We start from the raw sequence: 21,801 nt of genomic DNA, 5'->3' as shown, positions 1-21,801 counted from the left end.
CTTGTTGCTGGTGAAAAGTTTTACGAATTGCTTAATACAATAATGTATTAATCTTTTTCGCATGTAACATTAATCCATTCGGTAACATACATTACCAAATCGATGAGTATCAATTTTCTGCTCAAGTAACAGAAACTCACGATTATCAGCTGGACGCTTACCTCGTCCAATAATCATTAAATCAATTAACTCCCCTTCTGGCTTTGAAGGTGGTGATGAGTACAATTTGAATAATTTTTCTTCTGCTGATTTTAAATTTTTATCTTTAGCTAATAATGCGATAACTTTATCTGAATGTTTACGAGTCACTTTATTGGTTGGCATTCGATAAGTTAAAGCATTGCCGTTTAACTGCCAGGTGCCTTTCTGTTCTACACCATATACGAAAACATTGTGATTGATCATCACTCCTTCATTAAATAATGATCCATCTTGATGTATGGTGAGATTATCAACTGTCACTAAATTCATTTCTGGATATTGAGTGGTACAATTCCATTCGCCAAGCAGATCTTGTTTCGTCACAAATACATCCTGTTTATTTTGAGAAGCACAACCTACTAACAATAATCCACATAAAGTAATTAATATTTTCTTTTGCATAGCCACTTTTCCTTACATAATTTTTTACTTTTTTATCACAGGATATTGAAGGGATAAAGCACAAAATACAATTTATCAAAATTTTTAGAAAAATAACCGCACTTTGATGAAATAATTCTCAAATAAAAAGTGCGGTTGCTTTTTCAATTATTTTGATTGCTCACGAGAAACAGCACGGTAACCAATATCTCGACGATAGAAACGACCGTTCCAGTTTACTTGTTCTGCTAATTTTAACGCTTTTTGTTGTGCAGCAAATACAGAATCAGCCAATGCGGTGACGCAAAGTACACGACCAGCATTAGTGACTAATTTTCCTTCTTTTTCAGCAACGCCTGCCAAGAATACCTTTTCGTCACTGGTTGATTGTATCGGAAGCCCTTTGATTTCGTCAGCTTTACGATAATCCCCTGGATAACCTTCAGCAGCTAATACTATACCTAATGCAGCTTGTTCTGACCATTCTGATTTCACTTGGCTTAACTCGCCGTTACAAGCTTTTAAACAGAGTTCTACTAAATCAGATTTCATACGCATCATAATAGGTTGAGTTTCAGGATCTCCAAAACGACAGTTAAATTCAATGACTTTAGGCTGACCATTTTTATCAATCATTAGACCCGCATATAAAAAACCTTTATAAATATTATCTTCTGAAGCCATACCATTGACGGTTGGATAGATAATTTGTTCCATAACTCGCTGATGAATTTCTTGAGTCACCACAGGTGCAGGAGAATAAGCACCCATACCTCCAGTATTTAGCCCTTTATCACCTTCACCTACACGTTTGTGATCTTGTGAAGTTGCCATAGGTTCAACATTCTTACCATCCACCATCACGATAAAACTAGCTTCTTCGCCATCTAAAAATTCTTCAATAACCACTCGACTGCCTGCGTCACCAAAGGCATTACCTGAAAGCATATCTCGCACTGCATCTTCGGCTTCTTGTAATGTCATTGCGACAATAACCCCTTTTCCAGCTGCTAAACCATCTGCTTTAATTACAATTGGCGCACCTTTCTCACGAAGATAAGCAAGCGCTGGCTCAACTTCTGTAAAATTTTGATATTCTGCAGTTGGGATATTATGACGAGCTAAGAAATCTTTGGTAAAGGCTTTAGAGCCTTCTAATTGTGCCGCCGATTGACGTGGTCCAAAAATTGTTAACCCAGCTTTCTCAAATGCATCCACCACACCTACCACTAGTGGAGCTTCTGGGCCGACAATGGTTAACCCAATATTATTTTGTTGAGCAAATGCGACTAATTTTTCCACATCTGTGACCGCAATATGCACATTTTCAACATTTGCTTCCCGAGCTGTACCTGCATTACCTGGTGCGACAAACACTTTATCAGCCAGTGGTGATTGTGCAGCTTTCCAAGCTAAAGCATGTTCACGACCACCGTTACCAATAATTAAAATATTCATTTATTACCCTATCAATGTTGTTAGATTCAATCTTATAGCGTTCTCTTCTTTGCCATCTAAAAAGATTAAAATTATAGGAAAATTTATTGTCTTTTTAACTAGTTAACCACAAAATAATACTTATAAATTTTCCATAAAAATTAAGTTCTTCAATAAGCAAGGCAAAGTCTGAATACTTTTCGGTTAATGACGAAAATGTCTCATTTTAGTGAGAACCATCACCATATTATGTTCATCCGCTGCATCAATAACTTCTTGATCACGCATTGACCCACCTGGATGAATAACACATTCAATTCCCACTTCTGCAGCAGAATCAATACCATCACGGAATGGGAAAAATGCATCTGATGCCATGACACATCCTTTAACCTCTAAACCTTCATCTAATGCTTTAATTCCCGCAATTTTTGCTGAATATACTCGGCTCATTTGTCCCGCGCCAATACCAATGGTTTGGTTATTTTTGGCATACACGATAGCATTTGATTTCACAAATTTTGCAACTTTCCAGCAAAACAGCATATCTTCTAATTCTTGTTTAGTTGGTTTACGTTTGCTAACCACTTCTAAATCGTCAATAGTCACTGTGCCTAGGTCGGCATCTTGAACTAACAAACCACCATTTACTCGTTTCACATCTAAACGAGCTTGAGGTTTCGTTAATGCACCACATTCTAATACTCGAACATTTTTCTTACGTTTGATAACTTCTAAAGCCTCTGCTGAAACAGTTGGTGCAATAATCACTTCTACAAATTGACGCTCAACAATAGCTAATGCCGTTGCTTCATCTAACTCACGATTAAATGCGATAATTCCCCCAAAGGCAGATGTTGGGTCTGTTTGATATGCCCGTTCATAAGCTTCTAACACATTTTTACCTAAAGCAACACCACAAGGATTAGCATGTTTCACAATAACACAAGCAGGTTCATCAAATGATTTTACACATTCAAGAGCAGCATCTGTATCTGCAATATTATTATAAGAAAGTGCTTTACCTTGTAATTGTTTCGCCGTTGAAACTGATGCTTCTTTCACTTCTTTTTCTACATAGAATGCTGCATTTTGGTGGCTATTCTCACCATAACGCATCGTTTGCTTACGAATGAAGTTTAAATTTAATGTACGTGGGAATTGACCACATTTAGCTTCTTTGTCTTCCTCATCAGCAGTAAAATAAGGTTTTACTAATTGACCAAAATAGTTGGCAATCATTGAATCGTATTGTGCGGTATGTTCAAAGGCACGGATAGCTAAATCAAAACGAGTTTCTAAAGTTAAACTATTTTGATGTTGATCCATTTCTGCAAGTACTGCATTAAAATCGGAATTATTGACAACGATAGCAACATCTTTATGGTTTTTAGCTGCAGAACGAACCATTGTTGGGCCACCAATATCAATATTCTCAATAGCATCTTCTAATGTACAATGAGGTTTTGCTACTGTTTGTGCAAATGGATAAAGGTTTACCACAACCATGTCAATACCATCAATACCATGTTTTTGCATGATTTCATCATCTGTGCCACGACGTCCTAAAATCCCGCCATGTACTTTCGGATGTAATGTTTTCACACGACCATCCATCATTTCAGGAAAGCCTGTGTAATCGGAAACTTCAGTGACAGGTAATCCGCTATCAGCAAGTAATTTTGCGGTTCCCCCTGTTGAAAGTAATTTAACACCACGTTTAACTAAACCTTGGGCGAACTCTACAATCCCAGTTTTATCTGAAACACTTAATAAAGCCTGGCGAATAGGACGAATTGACATGAATTTATTCCTCAAATTGAAGCAAATGAAAACGGTAAACATCATAACGCAAACGTTTGCTTTTTTAAAGAGATATTCTAAAATTTCCTATCATTTTGCTAAAATTTAGCCTAAATAAGGTAATAGATAGAGCAAAATCAATAAACGTTTTATCTAAATAATCTGTTAAAAAATATGAAAAATAAGAAATAAAAAAGCCTGCAATTTTTGCAGGCAAATTTGTAAGGAAATTTAGATTTGCAATATAGGGGTTCTATATTATATCTAAGTATTGCTAAGATAAGGGGAATCTCAACAACCTGATCAAGTCTACTTGAAGTTTTTTTTGATAACAATCATCAAAAAAAGAAAAACACTTTTTACTTTTAGTTAATAATTCAATTTATTTACTTTTTCTTTCTTAAAATTATTTATCAAATATTCACAGACACCCTATATAACAAAAGGATTCATCAGATCTAAAACTCCCTTCATATACCATCTTGATTCTATTCAAGAATTTCCTCTAGATTAAAAAAATAATATTAAATTTTTTTAATTTAATTTTTGTGGGCATGAAATTTTATCATTTTTAATCATAAAAATAATTAGCGCTTTTTTAAGAGACTCATTATTAATGATGTGGACTACTCATTAAATGTGGTTTTAATACTTTTAAAAATGATTCCGCATCCATAAATCCAGTGATTCTTGAATTCTCAATTTCCTGCGCATTCTGATCAAAGAAAATAATGGTCGGCAAGCCGAGCACATTTAGTTTTTTCATTAATTGAATATTTTCAGAACTATTTTCTGTCATATCGGCTTGTAACAATAAGATATTTTCGAAATTTTGCTGAACACGAGGATCAGAAAATGTATATTTTTCAAACTCTTTACAAGCGACACACCAATCTGCATATAAATCTAACATTGCAATAGACTTTGGATTAGCTTTTAAAAGCTGTTGCAATTCATCGTAACTGCTGACAACTTGAAAGCTTGTCGTGGATAAAATTTTTTGTTTTCCTACCGCACTATCTGTGAAAGGGAAATGAGACAACTGGTTAACACTAAAGAAAATGATGAATGTGACTAATAAACCAACCCAATATCGTTTAGAAGATACCCAACAACAAAATGCAATTAGCCAAATTACAATAATAGTTGCTTCCCAATCTGGAAATACACGAATGAGTAAAAAAACGGGTAAAAGTAATAAGACGAAACCAAATAGCTCTTTAATGATAATCATCCAGCTTCCTGATTTAGGTAGTATTTTATTGCCGAATACCGTGATCAACATTAAAGGCAATCCCATGCCTAATGCAAGAAGATATAAGGTAATGGCACCTGTTAAAATATCTCCGCTTTGAGCAACATAAAGCAATACTCCCGATAATGGTGCTGTAGTGCAAGGAGACGCCACTAAGCCAGAAATCATCCCCATAATAAATACACCACTGAATACTCCGCCCTTTTGTTTTTGACTAAGTAAGGTTAACTTGGTTTGCCAAGCAACGGGCAACTGTAATTCAAAAAGACCAAACATTGAAAGAGATAAAATAATAAAAAGGATTGATAATCCTATTAACACATAAGGACTTTGTAATGCAACTTGGAAAGGGAGTCCAATCAGCGCAACAATTAACCCTAACAATGTATAAGTTAATGCCATGCCTTGTACATAAACAAAACTTAAAAATAATGCTTTTGAAGTAGATGGACGTTGACCATGTCCAATAACAATCGCAGATAGCAGAGGTAACATAGGTAAAACACAAGGTGTAAATGCTAAACCTAGTCCCAGGATAAAGAACCAAAATACGGAATATTTACTATTAGAAAGCTGTTGAGCAAGATGATCCTGCTCTGATAGAGTTTGTTCTTCTGAGGATATTTGCTTTGAAACTACATCTTTAATGTTGACCAGCTTTGTTTCAGGTGGATAGCAAAAACCTTCCGTACATCCTTGATAAGAAATAGATAATTGGCTGTCATTAGGTATATCCTTAATAGGTACCGCTAATGTAAGATGATGAGTAAAAATCTCTACTTCACCAAAAAACTCATCTTTATGCGATTCTCCTGCTGGAAATACAATTCCTTTCACTGGCATATTTGCAATTTCAACATGAATTTCTTTTTTATATAAATAATAGCCATCGGCAATTTGCCAATGCAAATTCACCTGCTGTTGATTTTGTTCAGCAGAAAAAATAAATGCCTCATCTACTTTTAATGGGGCATGTTTATCAAATAATCCAGCTTTTGCAGTAATAGCGACAAAAAATAATGTCAATAAAAGTAAAAAATGTTTCATATAATCATATATAAAATAAAGCAGAATAATGGACAGTGTATCATAATATGACGCAGATTTAGTATAAAATCATTTATATTCTAGTTGATCAAAAAACTTATTTTAACAAAAAAAATAAGTTTGACTTTAAATATTTTTTATGTAGTATACGCATTACATTTTTTTAATATTATTTAAAATAAAAGGAAAATTTATGAAGAAAGGTATTCATCCAGACAATTATCGCACTGTCTTATTTTTCGATAGTAATGCAAAAAAAGGGTTCTTAATTCGTTCTTGTGCTAGAACAACTGCAACCATGAAATGGGAAGATGGAAAAGAATATCCTGTATTTATGTGCGATACATCTTCTGCCTCTCATCCATTTTATACAGGAAAAACTCGCCAAGTTGGTAATGAAGGTCGTGCGAGTGAATTTAATAATCGTTATGGTAAATTTGGTTCCTTAAGAAGCAAATAATGATCTTATAAAAAATTTATAAAAATTAAGGGGTTTAATATGCAAGTACTTGCTTCTCTCAAAAGTGCAAAAACACGTCATCCAGGTTGCAAAATAGTAAGACGTCATGGTGTAGTTTACGTGATCAATAAGGAAAATCCACGTTTTAAAGCTCGTCAAGGCGGAAAGAAAAAGCGTTAATTGATAATCTGTTTCTTTTATTCCACAAAAAATTTTCAACTGTTTGTGAGTAAACTTATCAATAATCAATAAATTATCCCTTGATCTTTTTGGATTAAGGGATTTTTTCTTCAATAATTAATTGCTTGAACACTTCTTTTATATCTCTTAACACTTTTTCTGCTACAGGTGGTTCATCACGTTCCACAAAATATCTCATCATGCCTAAAATAGTAGTTGCAAAAATATGGGCTTGTAAATCTAGATCAGCATCACTCTTATCAGTTCCTTTTTGCACTTGAGTAATATATTGACGCTTGATTATTTTTTGTAATTCACGATACAAATTAATTTTCGGACTTTCAATTTGTCCAATTAAACGAATAATTTTCTTATTTTGTAGAAATACAGGGGTTACTTTTTGGGCAAATTGTGTGCTAGGAATGGAAAAACGATCTTCAAAATTACCTAATAACGTAGCTTTCAATTCATCAATCAGTTGCAATGCCACTGCATGTTTATTTTGAAAATGTTTATAAAAAGTTGATCGATTAATTTTCGCTTTATCTAAAATATCTTGCACGACTATATTCTCAAAGCTCTTTTCTTCTAATAATGCTAAAAAGCTAATATTAATCTGCTCTATTGTTTTGGTAATACGAATATCTTGTTTCATAAATTTGACCTGATAATGCAAGATAACCAACAATTTATCCAATTTTGTCTAAATAAGCAACATTTTGTTGGTTTTTGATGGTTGAGAATGACATTTCACCTTTCTATACTGAAGAAAGTCAATTTTCTTGAAAAAGGAATACAAGATGAAAGTAAAGTATATTGTGTTTGCCTTGGTTATCATCGGTGCCGCAACATTTGCTATATGGAAAAATGCTCAACTAAAAACAGAAAACCTAGAAGGTATTGCTACTGTAAATGGACGTTTAGAACTAAAACGCCTGGATATTGCAAGCTTATATGCTGGGCGAGTAGAAGAGATTTTTGTCCATGAAGGAGATTCTGTAGAAAAAGATCAAGTACTCGCTCGCTTATCATCAAGCCTTTCACAAACTCAAGTTAATGCTGCAATTGCCCAAAAACAACGTGCTTTAGATGCTGTTAATCAAGCAACTTCTCAAATTGATGCTCAAGAACAGCAGGCTAAAGTTGCAAAACTAGAATTAGATAATGCCACCAAATTACGCCATGATAATCTTATTTCAACAAGTGAACTACAACGTCGTCAGGCTAGCTATCAAGCGGCTATTGCTGGGGTAAATACGGCAAAATCAGCAAAAGCACAAGCACAATCGGCTGTTGCTCAAGCTGAAGCGCAACTTGCCCATGCTCAATCACAAAATGAAGATATGCTAATCAAGGCGCCTAAAGCTGGATGGGTTGAATATCAAATTGCAGAAGTGGGCAATGTTCTGGCTGCTGGCGGACGAGTAATCAGCTTATTAGATCCTAATGACACTTACATCAATGTATTTCTCACATCCGAACAATCTAATCAAATTAGAATAGATGATGAAGCCCGCATTGTTATTGATGGGTTAGATGCTGTATTTCCAGCTAAAATAACTTTTGTTTCTGCAGATGCACAATTTACGCCAAAATCAGTAGAAACAAAAGAAGAACGCGCTAAATTAATGTTCAAAGTTAAATTGCAAATTCCAACAGATGTGGCTATTCAATATCAAAAGTTATTAAAGGGTGGAATGCCAGCATTAGGTTATGTGAAATATAACACCGATGTTCAATGGCCTGAAAATTTAACCATAAGACTTCCTGAGATAAAGTAATATGGAAAACCAAGCACTTTCTGTAAATATTAATCAGCTTTCACATCATTATGGAAAAACAACTGCACTTGAATCTATTCATTTACAGATTCCATGTGGAAAAACAGTTGGTTTAATTGGTCCAGATGGTGTAGGAAAATCAACGTTACTGTCATTAATTGCTGGTGTCAAAATTATTCAATCGGGATCAGTAGAAGTATTTGGTTTAGATATCTCACAAAAACAAAACCGAAATCAGCTTTCTCATAAAATAGCCTTTATGCCCCAGGGATTAGGGAAAAATCTTTATCTCACTCTATCTATTTATGAAAATATTGACTTCCACGCTCGTTTATTTGGACTCAATAAAGCGCAACGCAAAGCTCGTATTGAACGGTTATTAAAAGCAACAGGTTTATCCCCTTTTGCTGATCGTCCTGCTGGAAAATTATCTGGAGGAATGAAACAAAAACTCAGTCTTTGCTGTGCATTAGTGCATAATCCCCAACTATTAATTCTTGATGAACCAACTACAGGTGTTGATCCTCTCTCTCGTCGTCAATTCTGGCAATTAGTGGAAGCATTACGTCAAGAAGAACAAGAAATGACTGTTATTGTAGCAACTGCCTATATTGATGAAGCAGAGAATTTTGAACATGTTATTGCAATGGATGATGGAAAAATTATTGCTGACTCACCGACTAAAAAAATCATCGAGGAAACGCAAAGTGAAAATCTTGAACAAGCCTATGTTAAACTTCTTCCCTCTGAAAAACGTGGTGCAGAAAATGGCTTAATCATTCCACCTTTTGATAGATTACAGCATGAAGAACCTGCTATTGTAGCAAAAGGCTTAACTAAAAGATTCGGTGATTTTACCTCTGTAGATAATGTAAGTTTTACGATTCCTAAGGGTGAAATTTTTGGTTTTCTAGGCTCTAATGGTTGCGGTAAATCAACTACTATGAAAATGCTAACGGGTTTACTTGAGCCCTCTGAAGGCACTGCGACTTTACTCGGTCAGCCAATTGACGCTAGTGATATTGATACCCGTAAACGCGTGGGCTACATGTCTCAAGCCTTCTCTTTATATGAAGAATTAACCGTAAAAGAAAACTTGGAATTACATGCTAAACTGTTTCAGATTCCTGCCACAGAATGGAGCAATTATGTCAATTCAGCAATGGAACAATTTGATTTATCCCACATTGCTGATGAAAAACCTAGCGCCTTACCTTTAGGTATTCGACAACGCTTACAATTAGCCGCTGCCTGCTTACATAAACCAGAAGTACTCATCCTAGATGAACCGACTTCAGGTGTTGATCCAGCAGCAAGAGATATGTTTTGGAAATATTTAATCAAACTATCAAGAGAAGATCACATTACTATTTTCGTCACCACTCATTTTATGAATGAAGCGGAGCGTTGTGATCGCATTTCTTTTATGCATCGTGGCAAAGTATTAGGCATAGGAACACCAGAAGAATTACGCCAAGGTAAAAATACTTCGAGTTTAGAAGAGGCTTTTATTATTTACTTGCAGGAACAAGCTGATGATATTACATCAGCCTCCGCTGAAAAAGCAGAAGATTATAAAAAAAGTGCGGTACAAAATTCAAAAATTTCATCTTATCATCAAGGTTTATGGGCTTGGTGGTCTTTAGTTTGGACCTTTGCTGTCCGAGAAGGGAAAGAACTAATCAAAGATAATATTCGCTTATTTTTTGCATTATTTGGTCCTATCATTATGCTATTAGCGATGGCTTCGAGTATTTCTTTTGATGTTAATCCTATGAAATTTACGGTATTAGATCACGATAATTCATCAGAAAGTCGTAGATTAGTGGAATATTTTTCTGGCTCAAGATATTTTATCCAACAACCCGATATTCATACTTTTGACGAAATTAATACCAATTTACAACAGGGCAACGTCAAATTAGTTATTGAGATCCCTATTGATTACGGAAAAAAATTACTTAGTGCCCAACAACCTGAAGTCGGTTTTTTTATTGATGGCGCTTTTCCATCTACAGCTGAAAATCTTAATGGCTCTGTAATCGGTGTTCTTACTCAATATCAAGGTGAAACATTGAAAAAAATTGGCTTCAATATTTCAACACAACACTTACTCGAACCCCGTTTTGTATATAATCAAAATTTCAAAAGTATTTTTGCAATGACACCAGGAATCATTATGTTGGCGATGGTTTTAGTCCCATCAATGATGACGGCATTAGGTGTCGTACGTGAGAAAGAAATAGGTTCTATTATGAATTTATATGGTTCACCTGCGAGTACCTTACAATTTCTATTAGGAAAACAAATTCCTTATGTTGTACTTTCTTTCATCAGTTATTTGACTACCGTATGGGTTGCCATTGTCATTTTCGGTGTTCCCATTAATGGTTCTGCTTTTGCGATGTTATTCGGGGTAATCACGGCTTTATTTGCTGCCACTGCCTTTGGTTTATTTGTCTCTACCTTTGTAAAAACGCAAATTGCAGCAATCTTTGCCACTGCAATTATTTCTATCGTACCAACCATCAATTTCTCTGGCATGATGTACCCGATTTCAACATTGCCAGACAATATTTATACCCTAGCACATGCATTTCCTGGCTATTGGCTACAACTTATCAGCTTAGGAGGTTTTACCAAAGGATTAGGATTTATGGATTTTCTTAACGGTTACTTAGCGTTATTAATTATCTTTGCTATTTATATGCTATTAGCGGTATTACTCTTAAAAAAACAGGAGGTATGAATGTTGCGTTGGTTAAAAAATGTGATCTTCCTGTCTGGGAAAGAATTTAAAAGCTTATTTAGTGATCCAATTCTTGTGGTATTAATTATTTATATGTTTAGTGCGGCGCTTTATACCGTTGCAAATACTATTTCCACTGAAGTCAAAAATGGTTCGGTAGCAATTATTGATAATGATCATTCTATGCTTTCTTATCGTTTACAAAATAGTTTAATTCCACCTTATTTTCGTAAAGTTCATGAAATTCAAGAAAAAGATGCACATCGCCTAATGGATACTGGAGAATATACCTTTATTATTGATATTCCGCCTAATTATGAAATAGATACTTTAGCAGGGCGAGAGCCGCAAATTCATCTTTCTATTGATGCTACCGCAATGACTCAAGCTGCCATTGGTTCAAGTTATATTACACAAATCTTTATGCGTGAAAAAAACGACTTTTTACAAATAAAAGATAGTTCCCATATTATGCCGATAAAAATGGCTATCAATGTCCTTTATAATCCAAATTATTCCAGCAAATGGTTTATGGGAACCATGCAAATTGTCGGCAACCTAAATTTATTAACGATGCTATTAGTCGGTGCGGCTATTATTCGAGAACGAGAACGTGGAACAATTGAACATCTACTCGTTATGCCTGTACGCTCTAGCGAAATTGCGATTGCCAAAATTATTGCTAATGGTTCAGTGCTATTGGTTGTCGTAGCTCTCGCTCTACAGTTTGTTACAGGTGGATTATTGGGAGTGCCCTTGCCTAAACATGCTTTAATCCTATTTGTGATGGGCGCTTTTACTTTCATTTTTGCCATTGCTTCTCTCGGCATCATGTTAGCGATATTTGCTCCGACAATGCCACAATTTGGGCTGTTGTGCATTCCTGTTTATGTCGTAATGTACTTACTTTCTGGCACCGTTTCTCCTATAGAAAATATGCCAGAAATAGCCCAATATTTGACTCAACTTTCTCCCACAACGATCTTTGGTTCTTATGCACAAGATGTAATCTTTCGAGGAGCTAATTTAACTATGGTATGGGATAAATTACTAAAAATGATTGGGCTAGGTGCTGTTTTTCTCAGTATTGCTTTAGTCCAATTCAAAACAATGCTTTCAAAACAAGGCTAAAAGTGCGGTCATCTTTAAAAAAATTTTATAGGATAAATTATGAAATCAATTTATACCCCTTCCCTTATTGCTATGCTAATAACATTAACTGCTTGTTCAAACACTAATATTGATCTCAATTCACAAGTGAATCTCCCCTCTCACTTTGAACAAACCAATCAAGCAGGAGCCACAACTGAAATCAGTCAATGGTGGCATAACTGGAATGATGCTCAGCTTACGGCTCTAATTGAACAAGCGTTACAGCAAAACTTAGATATTGCCATGGCAAAAGCACGTTTAGCAGAAGCTCAAGCTAATGCAAATTACACTGTTGCAGATTTAGGACCAACCGTAGGCGCCAGTGGAGGTATTGGTGGAGCACGCTTGAAGATTGATAACCCATTAACAGAAGGCTCTACAACTTCATCAAATAATAATCAATATGCTGCAATTAAAGCCAGTTGGGAATTAGATTTATTTGGTAAAAAACAAAGCGATCGTGATGCTGCTGAAGCGATAGTATTAAGTAAACAAGATCAAATTTATGCAACACAAATGCTGATAACTAGCCAAATTGCTGAAAATTACTTTAATATTAATGCATTACAACAACGCCAAGCTATATTACAACAATATATCACTGTGTTAAAAAAATTAAAAAATTATGCACAAGGTCGTTTTAACGCTGGCCAAGCCAATGCCAACGATGTATTACAAGTGGAAAGCCGTATCCATTCAGTTCAAGCAAATCAAACTACTTTAACTAGTCAAATTGATGCTCACCAACGTGCTATTGCAGTTCTGCTAGGAAAAACAGCTCAAGGTTTTAAAATCGCAAAAACAACAAAAAATTTACTAATTAATTTACCTCAAGCCCCTCATGGAATACTACCAAGTGATGTACTTGCTCGCCGTCCTGATTTACATTCTTATAAAAATCAAGTGCAAGCTGCGGCTGCCAAATTGGCGAGTGCAAAAGCAGATTTATATCCTCGCTTTGATATTCAATTCTTAGGTGGCACAGGACGTATAGATATCAATTCAGATATTTCAGAATTAAAAGGTTGGAGTAACTTAATAAGTGCGGGGCTTTCTATTCCAATTTTTACCAACGGACGAATTCAAGCCAATATTGATGCGGCTGATGCTCGCTTAAAAGCGGCATTATTACAATATGACAAAGCATTAATTCAATCTCTTTCTGATGTAGATAACAGCTATCAAGCTCACTTCGCCTTAACACAACAAGCTCAACTATTAGAAAAGACAGTCAATCAAATACAAAAAACCGCACTAAATGCAGGAAAATTATTCCAATATGGTGAAAAAAACTTAGATAATGTACTGTCTGAACAAATAAATGCATTAAATGCTCAAGAACAACTCCTTCAAACTAGATTAGCCCAAGCAAAAAATTTAATAAACTTATATAAAGCGATTGGTGGGGGTTGGGTGAAGTGATAACTAAAAAGTAAGCTTTTTATCAATTTATAATGAATAAATATTACTTAAATTACCCAATATAGAAACCAGCACTCATACGTCATTCTGTTAAAGAGTGCTTAATTTAGTTACATTCAATAGAAATATATAAATTATATTTTTCTAATTTCTTTCTATTCAGTAAGAATCTCTCATTATTAAATAAATTAAGTTCTAAATAACTTCTTGTGAAATATTATGCTTTATGAACTTATAAGTTCCCCCCCACCCCTTTAAACTTCTCTACAAACGCTGCAATTTTTGCAAACACGGTCTGTTTTTTGGTTTTATATTGCGGGTTGAGCGGACTCATTTTCGGCAGGACATTATTTAAATCCGTGCCGTTTTCACTGGCGTATTCCCGTTTAAGGGAAGTGCTGATATAGCGTTTTGCCGCATCGGCATTTAAATTTTCAGATTGAATTAACGCCTCCGCTTCTTTTTGTTGCTCTTTTTGGGCGAATAAGAAAAAGGCATCAATCGCACTGGCTTTATCCGCAATTTGGTCTAAATCAGTCTGATTGATAAAATTCACCACCAGCTCTTCTTTGGCTCGGTTGGCTAAGCTGGAACGGATTGTGCGGCGGATTTCTTCAATCAATGCTGGTTTGTTTTTGATTTTCTTATTGTGTTCAAACACCAATTCCAAAATATAATCCAAATTGATCTCTTGGGATTTTAATAAATCCACTTCAAACACCACATCGCTCCAATCAATTTGCGGCTTGTCTTTGTCGTTATTTTGATTATTTTTGCGTAACCAATCCCGAATATCGTTATAAGTGGAACGATAATCTTGATTTTGGCGATCAGATAAAATCATCGGTGTATTATTGGTTAAATAATCTCCTTGCGGCTCACGAACCACATTCGGATCATCTGGATTATTTTTCAGCTCGTGAAATTCATCGTAATTTTGTAATACATTTTCCAAGCGTAAATATTCGCCAAATAATTTGGAAAAGGCTTTTTTCTCTTTCTCACTCTCAATTTGGGTCGGATCGGGGAATTTCTCTTGTAACTCTTTCACTACTTCCGCATAACCACGCTTAAATTCACCCGTGGCGTTGTCGTTGTAGCCAAACATATAGTCTTTGAAACTGCGTTCCAGCACCACATTACGGGTATTTTTATCGCCGAAAAGAGTAATTGCATCAATGGTATCTTGTTCCAAATCACGGAAAGTCACAATATTACCAAAGGTTTTGGTGGCATCATAAATACGGTTGGTGCGGGAGAATGCCTGCATTAAGCCGTGATAACGCAGATTTTTATCCACAAACAGCGTGTTTAGCGCTGGGGCATCAAAACCGGTTAAAAACATTCCCACCACAATCAGCAAATCAATTTCCTGATTTTTCACCCGTTTGGCTAAATCACGGTAATAATTTTGAAATTCTTTGCTTTCTACGCTGTAATTGGTTTGAAATGCCGCATTGTAATCATCAATGGCAAGAGCCAAAAACTCTTTTGCCGAGCTGTTTAATGCCGTTGGTTCAAAAGTTTCTTCGGAAATTTCGCCAATCGCATTTTGTTCTTCATTGGCAGCAAAAGAAAAGATGGTTGCAATTTTTAGCGGATTTTGAACCGCTTGCTGCTGAATTTTAAACTGTTCGTAATACAATTTCGCCGCTTCCACACTGCTCACGGCAAACATCGCATTAAAGCCTTTACCTGCGGCGTTCAAGCGGTGCGTTTTTTGCTTGAAATGGGTAAGAATATATTGGGTCACTTCCGCAATGCGTTTGGGGTGCAACAAGGCTTCTTTGCTTTCAAGTGCGGTCAGTTTTTCAGGATTTTTCTCGCTTTCAATCTCACGGAACATAGGGCGGACATCATTATAATCCACCTTAAATTTCAGCACTTTTTCATCACGAATCGCATCGGTAATCACATAAGAATGCAATTCACGCCCAAAAACCGATGCCGTTGTTTCCGCCCCCAAGGCATTTTCAGGGAAAATCGGCGTACCAGTAAAACCAAATTGGCAATATTTTTTAAATTTCTTTTTCAGATTTTTTTGTGCTTCGCCGAATTGCGAGCGATGGCATTCGTCAAAAATAAACACCACAGGCTGCTGATAAATCGCCAAGTTCTCTTCCGATTTCATCAGGTTATTTAATTTCTGAATGGTGGTGACAATAATTTTATTGTCTTCTTTGGCAATATTTCGTTTTAAACCTGCGGTGCTTTCCGAACCATTCACACTATCGGGCGAAAACCGCTGATATTCTTTCATCGTTTGATAGTCTAAATCTTTTCTATCCACCACAAAAAAGACTTTATCAATAAAATCCAATTCGGTGGCAAGGCGTGCCGCTTTAAAACTGGTCAGCGTTTTGCCCGACCCTGTGGTATGCCAAATATAACCGCCGCTTTCGCTATTGCTCCAATTTTTAGTTAAATGCGTGCTTTTAATTTTCCATAAAATCCGCTCCGTTGCCGCAATTTGATAAGGTCGCATAATTAACAGCGTATTGCTCACATCAAAAACCGAATAATGCAACAGCACATTAAGCAGCGTATTTTTCTGGAAAAAAGTGGCAGTAAAATCTTTTAAATCTTTAATCAGCGTATTATCCGATTTCGCCCAGTTCATCGTAAAATCAAAACTGTTTTTATCCCGTTTGGTGGTATTGGCAAAATAGCGGGTATCCGTGCCGTTAGAAATCACAAAAATCTGCAAAAATTTAAACAGCGAATTGTCTTTATTAAAACTCTCTTTACTGTAACGATGAATTTGATTAAAGGCTTCCCGAATTGCTACGCCACGCTTTTTCAATTCAATCTGCACCAACGGCAAGCCATTGATTAAAATCGTCACATCATAGCGGTTTAAATAATTGCCCTGTTGCTCAAATTGGTTGATCACTTGCAAAAAATTGCGAGAAATTGACCGCTTGTCCAGCAAATAAATATTCTGAATCCGCCCATTATCAAACACAAAATCATAAATATGATCGTGATGGATTTTTCGGGTTTTATCCAATAAATTTTCCGATGCTTTATCTAAATACTCGTCTAAAAACCGCTGCCATTCCGAATCCAAAAACTGCACATTATTCAATTTTTCAATCTGCACACGCAAATTCGCCAACAACGCCTGCTGACTATTCAAATCAGGGCAGTATTCATACCCCTGAGCCTGCAAATCCGCAATCAACTCACGCTCTAAATCCGCTTCGGTTTGATAATTCGTGCCTTGTTCAATTTTCTCGTATTTGTCTAACACGATGAAATTATTGGTTTCAGTGATGGGGGTGGTTTCGATCATTTTTCTATCTCATTTTCATTAATTAAGTTTTTCTTAAAATGATAGGTTTCATCTAAAACTTGTAATAAGTTGATTAGAATATTCTTTTCTTCATTTTTTAGAATTGTAGTATCTTCATTGGAATGCTTAGAATGATTATAAAAATTAATAATCCTACTTAACCTTGCTTCTGTTGGGTTACTACCATCAGGATCCTTAGGTAATAATTCTCCCCAACGCTCATAACCTAAAAAGGTAGATGTTTTCTCTAAAATATTTCTTAATAAATTAAAATGATATTTTTGCAAGGTATCCGTTTCAATTGCTTTCTCAATCTCTGATTTTAAATATAAATGGTAAGAAAATGGCGAATCGTGTTTTTGTTCTTTTAATTCATATTCTCCATTTTCTAATTTTTCTAACACAAATTTTTTTGCTCCATTTAGCTGATTATGTAGCACATTATAAAAGAGTGGATTATGCGTAGTAATAATAAACTTAACATTATCGGATTCACTTTTCTTAATTAAATCTGATATATCTAGTGCTAATGTAATTAAATGATTTTCATCTAACGAACTAACAGGATCATCAATAATAATATATTCTAATTCATTAAAATCGTTTGTTGATCTATCTTCTATCTCTGGAATATTAAGTTCAGAAATAACAACTTCAAGTAAAGTGTAAAAAATACTCCATACGAAATTTCGCTCTTCACCTTTAGAAATTTTAATATACATTTCAGGGTTATCATCTCCTCGTTGAAAAGAAAAATAAACCTCAGAAAAATCTTGTGAAAAGTTTGGAGTTAATTTTTCATCTGTATAACGCTGAAAATTTGCAATAATATTTTGATCTTGACCTTGTTCTTCTAAAACCCATTTAGTAAAAGAATTTGGTTGGATTTTAAGTTTAGGTTCTCTATCACCATTTAAATCATTATCCCAATAAAATAAATCCTCTGTAAATGCATTGTAGTATAAGATTTTATTCCTTGCTAACTCAGTAGCTTCAGGAGTTTTAGGAACAATAAGTTCTTTAAAATATCGAGAAAGCCTTGTTTTCCCTGTTCCATTAAAAGCATAAATCAACTGAACTTTTTTCTGGCTATTTTTAAGTTCTTGGGCAATTTCTTCTAACTCTTTACTCATACTTTATCCTTATAATTTAGGAAAATTTAATAACTGCCCACGATAGTATTCATATTGTTTGCGTCTTAATGCAATTTCTTTTGGTAATCCTTCGCTGATGGAATGGGTTAAACGGTCAAATTTATCCAAAATTTCTACAATGCGGCGTTGTTCGGCAAGTGGGGGGATTGGGATCTTTATTTTTGCCATATCCGTTGCTGACACATCAATCACTTTTGTTCCTTTTGCTAATTTTCTTTTTTCATCAAAAAAATATTTAGTTTGAGTTACATATGCAAAATATTTCCCTAAAATATCACTACTAGGTTTAAATATTGTAGCGTGTCCACCTGTAACAGCTTGCTCATTTCCTAAATAAACAACAGCTTTTCCAACATCTTCTAGATTTTCACTTGTATTAGTAATTACAACATCACCTTTATTGACCTTTTTTAATTTACTTGCTAATTCAGTTGAAACAAAAGAAATTGTTTTATCAGTTGAAGTACCATAATAAGTATAAATTTGCCCATAATGAATAGCAGGCACACCAGTTTCAGTAAAATCTTTTTTCTGCAAGCCATTACCACGAATAAGCTCGCCAACTTCCCCCAACGCCTTAAACACCACCGAACGACTGCGGTGCAAGGCTTTGGTGATGGCGTTATACCCCCCCATATCTAAATCTTGCGGGAATGTCAATAGGGTTTCTCGGTAATATTGATATTGTTTCTTACGCAATGCCAATTCAGCTTCCAGCGTAGCTTCCAGCGTAGCTTCCAGCTCCGTGAATTTGTCAAGTGTTTTTACAATTTTTTCTTGGATTGGGAGTGGGGGGATTGGGATTAGTTTATTCGCATAATTACTGATCCATTGTCTTTTATGATCATTGTTTTCTTCCATTGGAATATGGTTGATCCAATAAAAAATATATTTCAATAAAGCTACACTTTCATCTTTTGATGTAATCATTTTCATTGCTGACGATTTAGCTTTGAAATCAAAATCAACCCAACGATTAGCTGTTGTAAAATCGTCAAAAATAATAACCGCACTTTTAGAAGCCTGATAAATGCCATCTATTTCATCTGTATAACCTAAAATAAAAGTTTTTCCCGCAGTCAAAACAGGCGTATCAAATTCATCGCTATAATTTGTAGATTTAACTAGATATTTTGTTGGTTGCTCATAATCCGCAACCTCCCCCAACGGTTTCCATTCCACCGTTGCCCCATTTAATAATTTCTCTATAATCTGATTATTCATTTGCAAAATTTCTCTGATTTTTGACCGCTTGTTAGGGGCGAATGTGATTCGCCCATTACCCTACGCTTTTATCCGTTTAATTTCTTGTTGCCACGCTTCCAGCTCTCGTAAATCCTCTTGCTCTGCCTTGATTTTTTTCTGCTCTTGGCGTGCCTGATGAAACCGATCATATTCCGCTTTGGCAAACTGCTCCATTTGCTGATGTGTTCTGCCGCCTAAATTGGCTAACACATTAAAACCGTTAAATGCTAACAAATTATCGACATTATTCCGCCAAAAAGATAAAGTTAAATCTTTCTGATTTTTGACACGCAATTCGGCACTTTCCAAAAAGATCATCACCAAACGGTTTAAAGAATCCAATTCATCGGCGGTTAAATAATTTTTGGCGACAATCACATCGCCTTTTCGCACCACCGAACCTTTCCAAGCCGTCAATCCCATATTAGGCAATTCGGCGTTGGCTCGTTGGCAAATCAATTCGGCAGCGGTTTGCTGCGTAACAGCATAAATCAATTTATTCTGCGCTTCGGCAAAAAACATTTGGGTAGCTTTGTCTGTTTTATCGTAATCACTGGAAAGAGCAAAGAGATCACGCACTTTTTGATAAAAACGCATTTCACTGGCTCGGATTTCCCGAATTTGTTCCAGCAATTCATCAAAATGATCCAAGCGTCCCTGAGGATTTTTCAACCGCTCTTTATCCAGCAAAAAGCCTTTTTCCAAATAAGCCCGAAGCTGCGTATTCGCCCAACGGCGAAACTGCACCCCACGCGGACTACGCACCCGAAACCCGACAGCCAAAATCATCTCCAAAGCATAATGCTTAACTTGATATTGCTTGCCGTCTGTGGCAGTTATAAAGAAATCCTTTATAACTGAAATTTCATCTAACTCATTGTCTTGTAATATGTTTTTAATATGCAAGCCTATATTTTGCACAGAGGTGTCAAAAAGTTCCGCCAGCTGGTTTTGGGTCAGCCACGCTTCGTTATCCGCCACCAATAACGCCACATTGCTTTTACCGTCGTCGGTGTTATAGATGATTAAATCGTTTTGAGTATCCATTTGCAAAATTTCTCTGGTTTTTGACCGCTTGCTGGGAAAATATAATTTCCATCAACCCAATATTCGTTAATAAAATTTAACCGTTTGTCAAGTCTTGATAATTTAAATTATTGACCTTCGGCTCCATTTCGGTATAATGCATTCTCAATAACTCCCCCAGCTTTGCCAACCTAAGTGGTTGGAACAACAAGGTTGGGGGCTTTATTTTCAGACTTTCTGCCACAATTTCCAATGTTTTAAATCGGTAACGATACCCATTTGTTGCAAATGGACCGCATTATTTTCAACCTTTGGAAACTCATCCAATACATTCAGAAATCGTGTTCCCCACATTGAATTAGGGCAAATAACATCTAACATTCGTTTCATTAAGCAAAAATAAACAAAAGGTTGAGCCACATTGAGTGTTTTCCATTGTGGATCAGGTAAACCTTTTAAATTTGCTTTGAAAATAATTGGTTTATTCCATAATCGACTGTGGTGTGCAGAAACATTTCTAATAAAGTTAAATGCATGTAAATGTGTTTGTAAATGCTTTCCATCTTTTAAATGATACATTTTAGCAATGCGGTCTTTATCTTTTGATAGCATTCCCTTATAAAGCATTGACATTGTACCGAAATCCCATACTTCGCAAGCAGCCCAAATTGGCAAATCACCATAATGTTCTAAATGATGTTTAACAAAACTACTCTCTGACTCACGCTTAATTAGGTTTTGATATTTGTCTAGCCATTTTGAGTGATCAAAGTGCGGTTCAAAATACTGCGATTTTTGATAAACCAAAGGCTCATATTTACCTAATTCATAGGCAATACTAACTCTTAATGCAATTTCAATACGCTCTAATGCGTCCAATGCTAATTGTCTGAGTTTTTTATCAAACATATACAAGGCTTTCACATCTTCAAAACGACTAGAAGGAATAAATTGATCAAGACGCATTTTAGGATTATTCGGATCTATTTGTCGGAAAGAATACAAATATCCGCTTAGCCGATAATAACCAATGCTTTTTAGGTAGCCAAGTGCGTGCTTTTCATTATCAATCACTAAGCCCCTTTCTTGCAAAATAGCGAGCTGTTCTTGAAAACTTTTCCAGTTCTTTTGTTGTTTCATTTTATTCCGTTTTGCAAAATGATGTTAAAATCTAGCCACTTGCCCATTTCAATTCAGTTATTGCAGATTTTGC

16 protein-coding genes are annotated in these 21,801 nt (G+C 35.5%); 6 read left to right on the top strand and 10 right to left on the bottom strand.

Features of this window, described 5'->3' with window-relative positions; genetic code table 11:
* Positions 1-69: 69 nt before the first annotated feature.
* The 4 genes from BN1226_RS08700 to BN1226_RS08685 all read right to left on the bottom strand — a co-directional run bounded on the left by BN1226_RS08700 (position 70) and on the right by BN1226_RS08685 (position 6,124).
* A complete protein-coding gene (locus BN1226_RS08700) occupies positions 70-603 on the bottom strand; it encodes a hypothetical protein (protein WP_044470863.1) in 534 nt (177 codons plus the stop codon).
* Positions 604-750: 147 nt separating this feature from the next.
* Positions 751-2,040, bottom strand: coding sequence for a phosphoribosylamine--glycine ligase (purD, locus tag BN1226_RS08695; RefSeq protein ID WP_044470862.1), 1,290 nt, complete (start codon positions 2,038-2,040; stop codon positions 751-753).
* Positions 2,041-2,223: 183 nt separating this feature from the next.
* Complete coding sequence (gene purH / locus BN1226_RS08690; protein WP_044470861.1) at positions 2,224-3,822, bottom strand: bifunctional phosphoribosylaminoimidazolecarboxamide formyltransferase/IMP cyclohydrolase; 1,599 nt, start codon at positions 3,820-3,822, stop codon at positions 2,224-2,226.
* A 613-nt stretch (positions 3,823-4,435) separates the two neighbouring features.
* The gene (locus BN1226_RS08685; protein WP_044470860.1) at positions 4,436-6,124 is read right to left on the bottom strand and encodes a protein-disulfide reductase DsbD; all 1,689 of its coding nucleotides are present in this window, start codon (positions 6,122-6,124) and stop codon (positions 4,436-4,438) included.
* 193 nt (positions 6,125-6,317) lie between these two features.
* Between BN1226_RS08685 and BN1226_RS08680 the strand changes: the two genes are divergently transcribed.
* The gene (locus tag BN1226_RS08680; RefSeq protein ID WP_044470859.1) at positions 6,318-6,584 is read left to right on the top strand and encodes a type B 50S ribosomal protein L31; all 267 of its coding nucleotides are present in this window, start codon (positions 6,318-6,320) and stop codon (positions 6,582-6,584) included.
* A gap of 39 nt (positions 6,585-6,623) precedes the next feature.
* Positions 6,624-6,764 carry a type B 50S ribosomal protein L36 gene (ykgO, locus tag BN1226_RS08675; protein ID WP_005760152.1) on the top strand — a complete coding sequence of 47 codons (141 nt, stop codon included), beginning with the start codon at positions 6,624-6,626 and terminating at the stop codon, positions 6,762-6,764.
* Positions 6,765-6,858: 94 nt separating this feature from the next.
* On the opposite strand, the gene BN1226_RS08670 is transcribed toward ykgO, so the two are convergent.
* On the bottom strand, positions 6,859-7,419 hold the full coding sequence (locus BN1226_RS08670; protein ID WP_044470858.1) for a TetR/AcrR family transcriptional regulator: 561 nt from the start codon (positions 7,417-7,419) through the stop codon (positions 6,859-6,861).
* A 145-nt stretch (positions 7,420-7,564) separates the two neighbouring features.
* Between BN1226_RS08670 and BN1226_RS08665 the strand changes: the two genes are divergently transcribed.
* Genes BN1226_RS08665 through BN1226_RS08650 form a run of 4 tightly spaced genes read left to right on the top strand, consistent with a single transcriptional unit; the run spans position 7,565 to position 13,868 of the window.
* A complete protein-coding gene (locus BN1226_RS08665) occupies positions 7,565-8,545 on the top strand; it encodes an HlyD family secretion protein (RefSeq protein WP_044470857.1) in 981 nt (326 codons plus the stop codon).
* A 1-nt stretch (position 8,546) separates the two neighbouring features.
* On the top strand, positions 8,547-11,294 hold the full coding sequence (rbbA, locus tag BN1226_RS08660; RefSeq protein ID WP_044470856.1) for a ribosome-associated ATPase/putative transporter RbbA: 2,748 nt from the start codon (positions 8,547-8,549) through the stop codon (positions 11,292-11,294).
* Entirely contained in the window at positions 11,295-12,425 is a 1,131-nt protein-coding gene (locus BN1226_RS08655; RefSeq protein WP_044470855.1) for an ABC transporter permease, read from the top strand.
* A gap of 39 nt (positions 12,426-12,464) precedes the next feature.
* Positions 12,465-13,868 carry an efflux transporter outer membrane subunit gene (locus tag BN1226_RS08650; RefSeq protein WP_044470854.1) on the top strand — a complete coding sequence of 468 codons (1,404 nt, stop codon included), beginning with the start codon at positions 12,465-12,467 and terminating at the stop codon, positions 13,866-13,868.
* 232 nt (positions 13,869-14,100) lie between these two features.
* Here BN1226_RS08650 and BN1226_RS08645 read toward each other — a convergent pair whose 3' ends face one another.
* The 5 genes from BN1226_RS08645 to BN1226_RS08625 all read right to left on the bottom strand — a co-directional run bounded on the left by BN1226_RS08645 (position 14,101) and on the right by BN1226_RS08625 (position 21,728).
* Positions 14,101-17,163, bottom strand: coding sequence for a type I restriction endonuclease subunit R (locus BN1226_RS08645; protein WP_044470853.1), 3,063 nt, complete (start codon positions 17,161-17,163; stop codon positions 14,101-14,103).
* A complete protein-coding gene (locus BN1226_RS08640; protein ID WP_044470852.1) occupies positions 17,160-18,296 on the bottom strand; it encodes an AAA family ATPase in 1,137 nt (378 codons plus the stop codon). The genes BN1226_RS08645 and BN1226_RS08640 overlap by 4 nt, the downstream gene beginning before the upstream one ends.
* 9 nt (positions 18,297-18,305) lie before the next feature.
* Complete coding sequence (locus BN1226_RS08635) at positions 18,306-19,541, bottom strand: restriction endonuclease subunit S (protein WP_044470851.1); 1,236 nt, start codon at positions 19,539-19,541, stop codon at positions 18,306-18,308.
* Positions 19,542-19,601: 60 nt separating this feature from the next.
* The gene (locus BN1226_RS08630) at positions 19,602-20,609 is read right to left on the bottom strand and encodes a virulence RhuM family protein (RefSeq protein ID WP_044470850.1); all 1,008 of its coding nucleotides are present in this window, start codon (positions 20,607-20,609) and stop codon (positions 19,602-19,604) included.
* 207 nt (positions 20,610-20,816) lie between these two features.
* Entirely contained in the window at positions 20,817-21,728 is a 912-nt protein-coding gene (locus tag BN1226_RS08625) for an Abi family protein (RefSeq protein WP_044470849.1), read from the bottom strand.
* Positions 21,729-21,801: the final 73 nt, after the last annotated feature.

This window comes from Mannheimia massilioguelmaensis (assembly GCF_000940515.1).
GTDB lineage: Bacteria > Pseudomonadota > Gammaproteobacteria > Enterobacterales > Pasteurellaceae > Basfia > Basfia bettyae.
The sequence above is the reverse complement of the archived record's forward strand: the minus strand, read 5'-3'. Positions and strand labels throughout refer to the sequence as shown.